This is a genomic window from Bacillus paralicheniformis, assembly GCF_001042485.2.
Taxonomy (GTDB): Bacteria; Bacillota; Bacilli; order Bacillales; family Bacillaceae; genus Bacillus; species Bacillus paralicheniformis.
This window is the reverse complement of record NZ_LBMN02000024.1, coordinates 17701-27037: the sequence shown is the minus strand read 5'-3', so window position 1 is coordinate 27037 and position 9337 is coordinate 17701. Positions and strand designations below refer to the sequence as shown.

Below are 9337 nucleotides of genomic sequence, written 5' to 3'. Positions count from 1 at the left end.
CCCGTATAATTCGTGCGAGTTCTTCCAGCGTCTTGGCGTCGGATAATTTAATCCGCCGATCCATGACGAACATGATTGCGCGGTCAACGGAAGGGAAGTACGCGACCTCTCGCCAACGTGCGATTGGTGACGGATCAAGATCGGGATTGTCGGCGAACCGCTTCGGCCAGTTCGGCGCTTTCGTCGGGTCCGTGAAATAGCGTTCATTGACGATGATATTGCGTTCGTCTGACGTGAGTTTGTAATCGGGGGAAATCGGGATTTCAATCGGCATGAGTTTCGTCAGCTCCTTCGTTAGCTTTTCGTTTGTTAATCTCGGCAATTGTTCCGTCCTTATAGAAAATTCGTGCGTCTGGCGTCGTCCATCCGTATTCGTCCGCTAGGAACTGAGCGTACTGTTCGATACTTTCGAATGCAATTTTTCCGGAGTAGTTTCGGAATATATAATCGGACCATACTGGTGCAGTGTGAATCGGATAATTACCGTATCGCGCCTTCCATTCCTCCTCTTTTTCAGGCGAAGCTATATTCGAGTAAACCCCTGCTTCCCATCCTTTTTTGTTAATACGATCTAAATCGACTGGGTCTGCGATTCCCCAACGATCTCCACAACAGTCGCAGTCAATACCTTCGCTTACTCCGTTCCAGTAGACGCCAAGGCCTTCTGCAATTGTGTCCGCTTCTTCGTAAGAATTCGCCTCAATGAAGATCCGGTGACAAAGTTTATCATTCGTAATGAAAGACCCACCGCTATTGTTCTGTGTATATTCGTAAAAAGCCATACTATCGTACTCCCTTCGTTATTATTAAAACCTAGCAATTCGTTCGCATACGCTCACTCTTGCAGATGTTATTAATCGCGATACATCTTTAATAAGACTATCCGCGCGAATGTATATGAGCGCTATTATTTATCTAGTTATTAATGGCTCTAGTTAAAAGATGGTTCTTGTTAGTGTGCTGTCTAGCCATATATGGCTCAGCCGTGTGCGGTTACTCGTCACGTGGCTCCGGCAATTCCTCCGTGTCCCCGTCAAATATCGCAAGCTGGCTGATCGGCATGATCGTGTATCGCGTGTTTTCCCATCGCTGCGTTTTCGGGTCTCTCGTCTTCTGCTTTACGACTAGCGGACGCCCTTGCCAACGATAATCACAAAGAGCCTTAATACGTTTGTTTGCGGCCTCTCTCCGTACATTCAGCGCCTTAGCGATCTGATCCTGCGTCGGGTAACATTCGCCCTTTTCGTTCATGAACGACGAGAGGACGCATAACGTCTGCCAACGATCGGCTCCGATGTCCGCGATTAGTCCTTTCTTAACAGCATCGACGTACATTTTAACGAAGATGCGTGTTTCGGACTTGCCGGACGTTAGATTATATTCGGACTGCGATTCGACTGAGACGAGTCGTTGATGTTCGTTTGTCATGATCTCGCCTCATATCTGTCGTAGATTTCATAGGCGATTTCTACTAAGCGCTGACCGTAACCGTCTTTTAAATATGTGCTTAATTTTGAAGGACCTCCCTGTATCCCTTTCGTTGTGCTTCTTTTGACGTTTTTAGGATCTACGCCTGTTTCTTGACGAAGCTTTTCGTACAGCTCGCCCCATACCTTTCTTCTACTAAGACCGAATAAAGTCTCTGCGCGAAACATTACTTGTGAAATCTCTCGATGAAGAGCCTTCCCTGTCAATTTTGACGAACGGCATAGACGAGTATCAGATTGCGGTTTATCTACGGCGTTCTTGACATCGGCCAGCGTGCGTTGTTTCTTAGGTGCCGGCAATGCCGCACTTTCTTCACCGCCTAACAATTTTTCCGCAAATCGAGGGAACATTGCCTTCGCAACTCCTGCGTATTCAGCTCCGAAAATATAAGCTACTCCGCCGTCTTTTACGTTTTTGATTGTCAACATTTAAATCGCTCCTTTATCCGTTTATAATGATCGGTTCTTTTTCGTCCATAGCACCTTGAATCGATCTCATAAGCGTCTGCATCGCATGAATCGCTTTCCTATATTCTTCTTTGCCTTCGTCAATCATTTCGCTAAACTCCCGAGAGAAATGCGTCAAATGACCGTACTTTTCCACAAACTTACGAACATCTTCGGAAAACTCGTATACGGTATACGTGATCGCGTCTCCGTTAGTCACGCGAGTTGTCCGCCCTTCATACATCGAAATGTCACCGAACAATTCTTTATATCGTTCATTTTCAGCGAGCAGTTCCGGATCGGGCGTTTTAACTTCGACGTATTCCGTCCGAATTTCCGGTTCGGCTTCTTCGACTCGTTCGAGTTTGTCACGCAATATATCCGCTTCCCGCTCCGCTTGCTTAAGCGCTGCCTCTGCCGCCTCTTTCTCCGCCAATAGTTCCCGGTACTCCTTTAGCGTTTTGACTTCGCCATTTAGGACCGCCTGTTTAGCTTGGCGTTTTGGCTCGGTTGACTCTGCGGATGGGCGTGCGATTTCGTACGTTAGTGAGACGGGTAGGTCTTCGAGTAATTCTTTTCTATCGTCCCAATTTGAGACGATTAAGTCGTATCGTTGTATTAGTCTGTTTGCCACTGTTTTTTTAATCCCTACCGATTTGCACCACTCATCAAAGCAACCGTACCTATGTGCAGATAGATGATCACGGGCTTCTTTTAACTCTCGTCCCAACTCTGTATATGCGTTTCCCACAATATCCCTCATCTTGTTTTCTTTAGCTCGGAGAAATGTTGCTGTGCTTTCGTCTAGTTGCTCATAACTGAACGTCTTAACTTCATTTGCCATTCGAATACCTCCTTCACTTATATACCGGGTATCTAACCTTCATTTTTGCAACATCAATTTCGAAATTTTTTCGGTTTCACTTATAAAACCCCACAGGAAGCGTCATTTTTGCGACATCAATATCGAAATTTTTTCCTCCTTCACTTATAACTGCGCAGCAACTTTCCGAAATGGACACCGTTTTTAAAATTTTGCTGTCATAAATAGATGCGGAGTCACTTTCGGAATGGCACACGTTTTTCTTCGTTCATTATTAGTTGCGAATAAACTTTCCGGATCGGACAGCGTTTTAGACAAAAAAATAGACGCACTCAATCGTACGTCTACGTCACACTAGCATTAATTTCCGCTTATATTATAGATAAAAAACGTCACAGTGACGTCACACCGGCATCACACACCGGTCACACAGCGATGCACCTCTTACCGATTATCAATCGTCTCCGGATACAGATCATGATTCATCATCCGATACTCGGCCATTTTTTCATACTTTGTACCGGGCTTGCCGTAGTTTGTGTACGGGTCGATCGAGATTCCGCCTCTCGGGGTGAATTTGCCCCAGACTTCGATGTAGCGCGGATCCATCAGCTCAATTAAATCGTTCATGATGATGTTCATGCAGTCTTCGTGAAAATCGCCGTGATTTCGGAAACTGAAGAGATACAGTTTCAAAGACTTGCTTTCTACCATTTTTTTATCAGGGATGTAGCTGATATAGATCGTGGCAAAATCGGGCTGTCCGGTTTTCGGGCACAGGGATGTGAATTCAGGGCAGTTGAATTTCACGAAATAGTCCCTGTTTTCGTGTTTATTCGGGAAAGACTCAAGCACTTCCGGAGAATAGTCAAACAAATAATTGGTGCCTTGATTTCCAAGAAGGGTTACGCCTTCGAGTTCTGAATCTTTTCTTGTGGTCATCATTCATCTTCCTTTCTTCAATCAAACGCCTCGTTTGTTACCCCAGATCAGGGTGTGGAGCTGCGGGAGAACGCGGACGCGGTTCAATTCAGGGTCGCGCGTGACCGCTTCTACCAGCTGTTCATACTTTTGAAGCAGCCGTTCGACGAGCCGCTCTTGGTCTTCTGTATGAACGTCGTCATTTCCGACTTGGAGAAAGAACGGGACATCGGGATAACGCTGGTGAACTTGCTTTGCAAATTGAAGGTCTTCCCCCGTGAATATGACGACCTTCAAACTTGCCGCTGCCGCCCGGCCGTGCTCTTTCAGTTTTTCAACAATATGATCAAGCTTGTTAAAATCGGTTTTCATATTGGAGCTCGGCGGCTTTGGCGAAATTGTTAAATCATCGATTCCGGCAAACCAGTCTTGATAAAACGTCCCTTGCGTCTCAAGCGCTGTCCGTATACCGTTTTCTTTTAAAAGGGAAATCAATCCGTCCAGCTGTTTTAAAAGCGCCGGGTTGCCTCCTGAAATCGTAACGTGTGAGAAGGCGTTTCCGCCGATGTCTTTAAGAGATTCGTATACTTCTTCCGCGGTCATCCATTTGATGTCTTTTTTCGCCGAACCGTCCCAGGTAAAAGCTGAATCGCACCAGCTGCACGAATAGTCGCAGCCGGCTGTTCTGACAAACATCGTCTTTTGCCCGATGACCATCCCCTCTCCCTGAACCGTCGGACCGAAAATTTCAAGTACGGGAATCGGCTTAGCCATTGTGAACACCCGGTTTCGGACGGTAGACGACATAGCTTGTCGGCGTTTCCCTGACAAACACCTGAACGCAATGCGGACGGTTTTTGAGATCTTTCAAATAAGCCTCTGTTTTATCGTAAATCGTTTTCGCCACCACTTCTGTCGAGGGGATCTGATCCGCGCTTTCACCCGAAAATTCCTGATGGTCATTTAAAAGCGTATGATCGTATTCCCCGTGGATCAATTTTTTAATGGTGCTGAAGTTGACAAGGAATCCTGATTCATTCAATTCATCCCCGGCAATCGTGATATTGATTGTATACGTATGGCCGTGGACTCTGCTGCATGCGCCCGCATCCTCTCTCGGAATAAAATGCGCGGCTGACATCTGCATATCTTTATTTAGTTCAAAAGAGTAAGGATGGCTTGGTTGCGGGTAAATTTGTGTAAGCACTGTTAAGCTCGCTCCTTTTTCATTTTCATATATTCATTGTAGCCATTCGCCCGAAGCTTGCAGGCCGGGCATTCGCCGCAGCCGTCGGCAATGATTCCGTTGTAGCACGTCAGCGTCTCGTTTTTCACGAAATCAAGCGCATCAAGCTCATCGGCGAGCTCCCACGTTTCCGCCTTGTTCAGCCACATCAGCGGCGTGTGGATGACAAACGGGCGCTCCATCGCCAAGTTGACAGTGACATTGCAGGATTTGACGAACTCATCCCGGCAATCCGGATAGCCGCTGAAATCCGTCTCACATACGCCTGTTATGATGTGCCGCGCGCCGACCTGGTAGGCGAGGATCGAAGCGAACGATAAAAACACGAGGTTGCGTCCCGGAACAAAAGTGGACGGAAGTTCGCCTTCTTTCGCCTCAATCTCGATATCATCCCTTGTCAAAGCATTCGGCGCGAGCTGATTTAACAGTTCCATATCAAGAAGGTGATGCTTGACGCCAAGCTTTTCAGCGATCTTTTTCGCGACTTCGATTTCCTCCCGGTGCCGCTGATTATATTGGAAGGTGACCGCTTCCACCTCCTGAAATTGCCGAAGCGCCCACAAAAGGCAAGTCGTACTGTCCTGACCGCCGCTGAATACGACGATCGCTTTTTCCTGTTTCATAATTCCTCCTTCTCCGCTTTTCGTCAGCATTTCATAAAAGAAGAGATTCACTGATATTTAAACGAAAAAACACCTTTCTCTGTGAGAAAGGTGCTCTAGCAAAAAAACAATAAAAAAGGCCATACCCCAAGGATACAGCTTTCCTTAGTTTTTTATAGAGGGTTTTGCTAGAACCTCTCCCGCAGTTTCAAGCGGATTTTGTTTCAATTTTCCTTCGCCATCTTATCACAAATCGCACGTTTCGCCAAGTGCAATGCCTGCCATTCAACGCTCAGGCACCCTTTTGACGATCAAAAAGAAAATAAAGACGAGGCTCAGCTGGCCGAACAAAGGATAAATGGTCGATATCAGCTTTCCGTAGCCGATTTGTCCCGTCAAGTAGATTGTCAGCAGGATGAACATAAATACATACAGGCTTTTCATATGAAGATATTCATTAATCTGCTTTTCAAGACCATATAAATTGCCGATGACCGATGTGAAGACTTCCCCGAAAATGATAAACAGATAGATGATATGGACAGAATGCTGGACAATGAATACGACCTGTGCCATCGGAACTTCGTATAAAAGGACATCAGGCAATGTTGAAAGAGACAGAAAGCTCGCGATCAACACAAGGGTAAGCAGACACCCTCCGATTAATGCTCCTTTTATAATGAGCCGCTCAGATTTCAGTTCAGAAGCGATCGGCACGAGAACCGCCTGTGCGAGCGACAAATTAAAAGCGCCGTACGAAACAGCGGATAAAATCCAATCGGGTTTTGCCGCCGAGAATGCCGCCAAATTGTGGATCTCCGGCCCTCTGAAAATAAACGAATCAAACAGGACGATGACTGTGAACAGGAGCAGCAGCGGAACGACAATGACATTGACGCCGAATATCCCTTTGACGCCCTTCATCATGACAAACAGACTCAAGGCAATCGTCGCAATCATCCCCGCTTGGTTTGAAAAGCCGAGCTGCTCCTCAAATATCGCCCCCGCTCCGGACAGCATGACAGACGTCACCCCGAGCAAAATCACGAGCATGAAGACATTGACAAATTTCCCGAGCGTATGGCCGAATAAATATTGATTCAGCTCCTGATAAGATTTGGCATTGATTCTGACCGCAATCAGCATCATTTTTGCGCCGAGAAATGTAAACATCAGTCCGCTGATCAAAATTCCGGCCAATCCCGGCCAGCCGAATCTTAAAAAAAACTCGACGATTTCTCTTCCGGTTGCAAATCCGGCTCCCACGACTGTTCCTACATAAACAAATGCCAGCTGAAAGGCTGATCCATGTGATTGACTCATACGACTCCTCCGTAAACGAATTCCCTTTCTACACCATATGAGCCATGTCCTTTAAAAAGAAGGACAACTTCTCATTCAGGAACAAAAAGGAAAAAGCATAGAACTTGAAAGTCAAAGAAGGTCAATGTATACTAATAGTCAGAAATGGTCAAACTGAAGACCATTTTTTCAAAGTCAATTGGTCAAAAAAGGTCAAATTCAATAAAGGGGGTTTTGGCAAATGCGTTGTCAACATTGTCAAAAAAATGAGGCGACGATTCGCCTGAACATGCAAATCAACTTTACAAAAAAACAAATGGATTTATGTGAAGACTGCTATAAAGAGCTGACTCAGCCTTCTATGTTTTCAGGAAATCATTTTTTGGGCGGCGGAGGTTCTTTCTTCAGCCAGCCATCACAAGCGCAGACGCAAACCGCTGCCAAAAAAGGCTTGCTCGATGAACTTGCCGTCAATTTAACGAATGCCGCAAAGACAGGCTTGCTCGATCCGGTGATCGGCCGCGATGATGAAGTGGCCCGTGTGATCGAAATCTTAAACCGCAGAAATAAAAACAACCCTGTCTTAATCGGTGAACCGGGCGTCGGTAAAACGGCCGTCGCTGAAGGACTTGCTCTCAAAATCGCCGAAGGCGATGTTCCAAATAAATTGAAAAACAAAGAACTTTACCTGCTTGATGTCGCTTCCCTCGTAGCAAACACCGGCATCAGAGGACAATTTGAAGAAAGAATGAAACAGCTGATGAAAGAGCTGAAAGAACGCAAAAACGCGGTCTTGTTTATTGACGAAATTCACCTTCTTGTCGGAGCAGGCTCTGCCGAAGGCTCCATGGACGCCGGCAACATTTTAAAACCTGCGCTTGCCAGAGGCGAACTGCAAGTCATCGGCGCGACGACGTTGAAAGAATATCGCCAAATCGAAAAAGATGCAGCATTAGAGCGGCGCTTCCAGCCGATCATGGTGCATGAACCGACAATTGAGCAGACCGCGGCGATTTTAAACGGGCTGAAAGAAAAATACGAAGCGTATCATGATGTAACTTACACGGATGAAGCGATCAAAGCCTGCGTCGTTCTGTCTAGCCGCTATATTCAGGACCGTCATCTTCCCGATAAGGCGATCGACCTTTTGGATGAAGCCGGTTCAAAAGCGAACTTGAAAATCGACACGGTCAGCGGTGAACAAGCTTCCCAACGCCTGAAAGAAATCGAAGCGGAAAAAGCTAAAGCGCTGCAGGAAGAAAACTATGAGCTTGCAGCAAAGCTCCGCGATGAAGAAGAAGCACTGCACAAAAAAATGGAAAACCATGCGGAAGAAAAACGGGCAACCGTTAAAGCTGAAGACATTCAAGCGATCATCGAACAAAAAACCGGCATTCCGGTCGGCAAGCTTCAGCACGACGATCAGAAGAAAATGAAAGAGCTTGAAGCAAACCTTTCAAGCCGCGTGATCGGTCAAAAAGAAGCGGTAAAAAAAGTGGCAAAAGCCGTCAAAAGAAGCCGCGCCGGCCTGAAATCAAAAAACAGGCCAGTCGGTTCATTCCTGTTCGTCGGCCCGACAGGTGTCGGTAAAACAGAACTTTCTAAAAGGCTTGCGGAAGAACTGTTCGGCACGAAGGATGCCGTCATCCGCCTCGATATGAGCGAATACATGGAAAAACACGCCGTATCGAAGCTGATCGGTTCACCTCCTGGATATGTCGGCCACGAAGAAGCCGGACAGCTCACCGAAAAAGTCCGGAGGAACCCGTACAGCATCGTTTTGCTTGATGAAATCGAAAAAGCCCATCCCGATGTTCAGCACATGTTCCTGCAAATCATGGAAGACGGACGTCTGACAGACAGCCAGGGACGGACGGTCAGCTTTAAAGATACCGTCATCATTATGACAAGCAATGCCGGAGTATCTGAAAAGCGGACAACCGTCGGTTTTAACCGGGAAGAACAAGTAATGGGCGAACAATCAATGATCGATTCCCTAAGCAGCTACTTTAAGCCGGAATTCCTGAACAGATTTGACAGCATCATCGAGTTCCAGCCGCTCGAAAAAGAAGATCTGGTCAAGATCGTCACTCTCTTGCTGGAAGAGCTTGAAGAAACGTTAAAAGAGCAAAACATGACGCTTGAAGTTTCAGATGAAGCAAAAGAAAAAATTGCTGAAATCGGATACCATCCGGCCTTCGGCGCCCGCCCATTAAGACGAACCATTCAAACAGCAGTCGAAGATCAAATGACCGATCTGCTGCTTGAAGAAGAACATATCAACGGTTTTGCGGTTATCGTTGAAAACGATGAAATCTTGGTGAAACCAACCGCATAACACACATAACGGCCTCCGATTGCGGAGGCCGCTTTACATACAACGTAAGGATCACAAAAATTCTATTTTTTAACATTAAATAACCCTAAAGTCCCTTTTCACCATGATTTTGAAACAATTTAAGAAACACCCTAAAGTTCCTATCACGCAACACCGATATTAACGATAGAA

11 protein-coding genes and 1 riboswitch are annotated in these 9337 nt (G+C 46.2%); of the genes, 1 reads left to right on the top strand and 10 read right to left on the bottom strand.

Going from position 1 to position 9337, the window contains the following annotated elements; all coding sequences use genetic code 11:
* From ACH97_RS16340 to ACH97_RS16295, 10 genes are all read right to left on the bottom strand, one after another.
* Positions 1–322, bottom strand: a 322-nt coding sequence (locus tag ACH97_RS16340) for a hypothetical protein (protein WP_241494262.1), incomplete at its 3' end; no start/stop codon positions are given.
* A complete protein-coding gene (locus tag ACH97_RS16335; protein WP_053073135.1) occupies positions 264–782 on the bottom strand; it encodes a DUF7296 family protein in 519 nt (172 codons plus the stop codon). The genes ACH97_RS16340 and ACH97_RS16335, both read right to left, overlap by 59 nt.
* Before the next feature lie 211 nt (positions 783–993).
* Entirely contained in the window at positions 994–1428 is a 435-nt protein-coding gene (locus ACH97_RS16330; RefSeq protein WP_048350687.1) for a helix-turn-helix domain-containing protein, read from the bottom strand.
* Positions 1425–1916: a hypothetical protein gene (locus tag ACH97_RS16325; protein WP_046132612.1), complete on the bottom strand. Its 492-nt coding sequence runs from the start codon at positions 1914–1916 to the stop codon at positions 1425–1427. Before ACH97_RS16325 ends, ACH97_RS16330 begins: the two co-directional genes overlap by 4 nt.
* A gap of 13 nt (positions 1917–1929) precedes the next feature.
* Complete coding sequence (locus tag ACH97_RS16320; RefSeq protein WP_006636885.1) at positions 1930–2778, bottom strand: hypothetical protein; 849 nt, start codon at positions 2776–2778, stop codon at positions 1930–1932.
* A gap of 423 nt (positions 2779–3201) precedes the next feature.
* The gene (gene queF, locus ACH97_RS16315; RefSeq protein ID WP_009328607.1) at positions 3202–3699 is read right to left on the bottom strand and encodes a preQ(1) synthase; all 498 of its coding nucleotides are present in this window, start codon (positions 3697–3699) and stop codon (positions 3202–3204) included.
* 21 nt (positions 3700–3720) lie between these two features.
* On the bottom strand, positions 3721–4452 hold the full coding sequence (gene queE, locus ACH97_RS16310; protein ID WP_020451154.1) for a 7-carboxy-7-deazaguanine synthase QueE: 732 nt from the start codon (positions 4450–4452) through the stop codon (positions 3721–3723).
* Positions 4445–4885, bottom strand: a complete 441-nt coding sequence (gene queD, locus ACH97_RS16305) for a 6-carboxytetrahydropterin synthase QueD (RefSeq protein WP_020451153.1) — start codon at positions 4883–4885, stop codon at positions 4445–4447. The genes queE and queD overlap by 8 nt, the downstream gene beginning before the upstream one ends.
* 2 nt (positions 4886–4887) lie before the next feature.
* Entirely contained in the window at positions 4888–5547 is a 660-nt protein-coding gene (gene queC / locus ACH97_RS16300) for a 7-cyano-7-deazaguanine synthase QueC (protein ID WP_020451152.1), read from the bottom strand.
* 138 nt (positions 5548–5685) lie between these two features.
* A riboswitch (PreQ1 riboswitch) is annotated at positions 5686–5730 on the bottom strand.
* An 81-nt stretch (positions 5731–5811) separates the two neighbouring features.
* Complete coding sequence (locus ACH97_RS16295) at positions 5812–6849, bottom strand: YkvI family membrane protein (protein WP_020451151.1); 1038 nt, start codon at positions 6847–6849, stop codon at positions 5812–5814.
* Positions 6850–7069: 220 nt separating this feature from the next.
* On the opposite strand from ACH97_RS16295, the gene ACH97_RS16290 reads away from it, so the two are divergent.
* On the top strand, positions 7070–9166 hold the full coding sequence (locus tag ACH97_RS16290) for an ATP-dependent Clp protease ATP-binding subunit (protein WP_020451150.1): 2097 nt from the start codon (positions 7070–7072) through the stop codon (positions 9164–9166).
* The last annotated feature ends 171 nt before the right edge of the window (positions 9167–9337 follow it).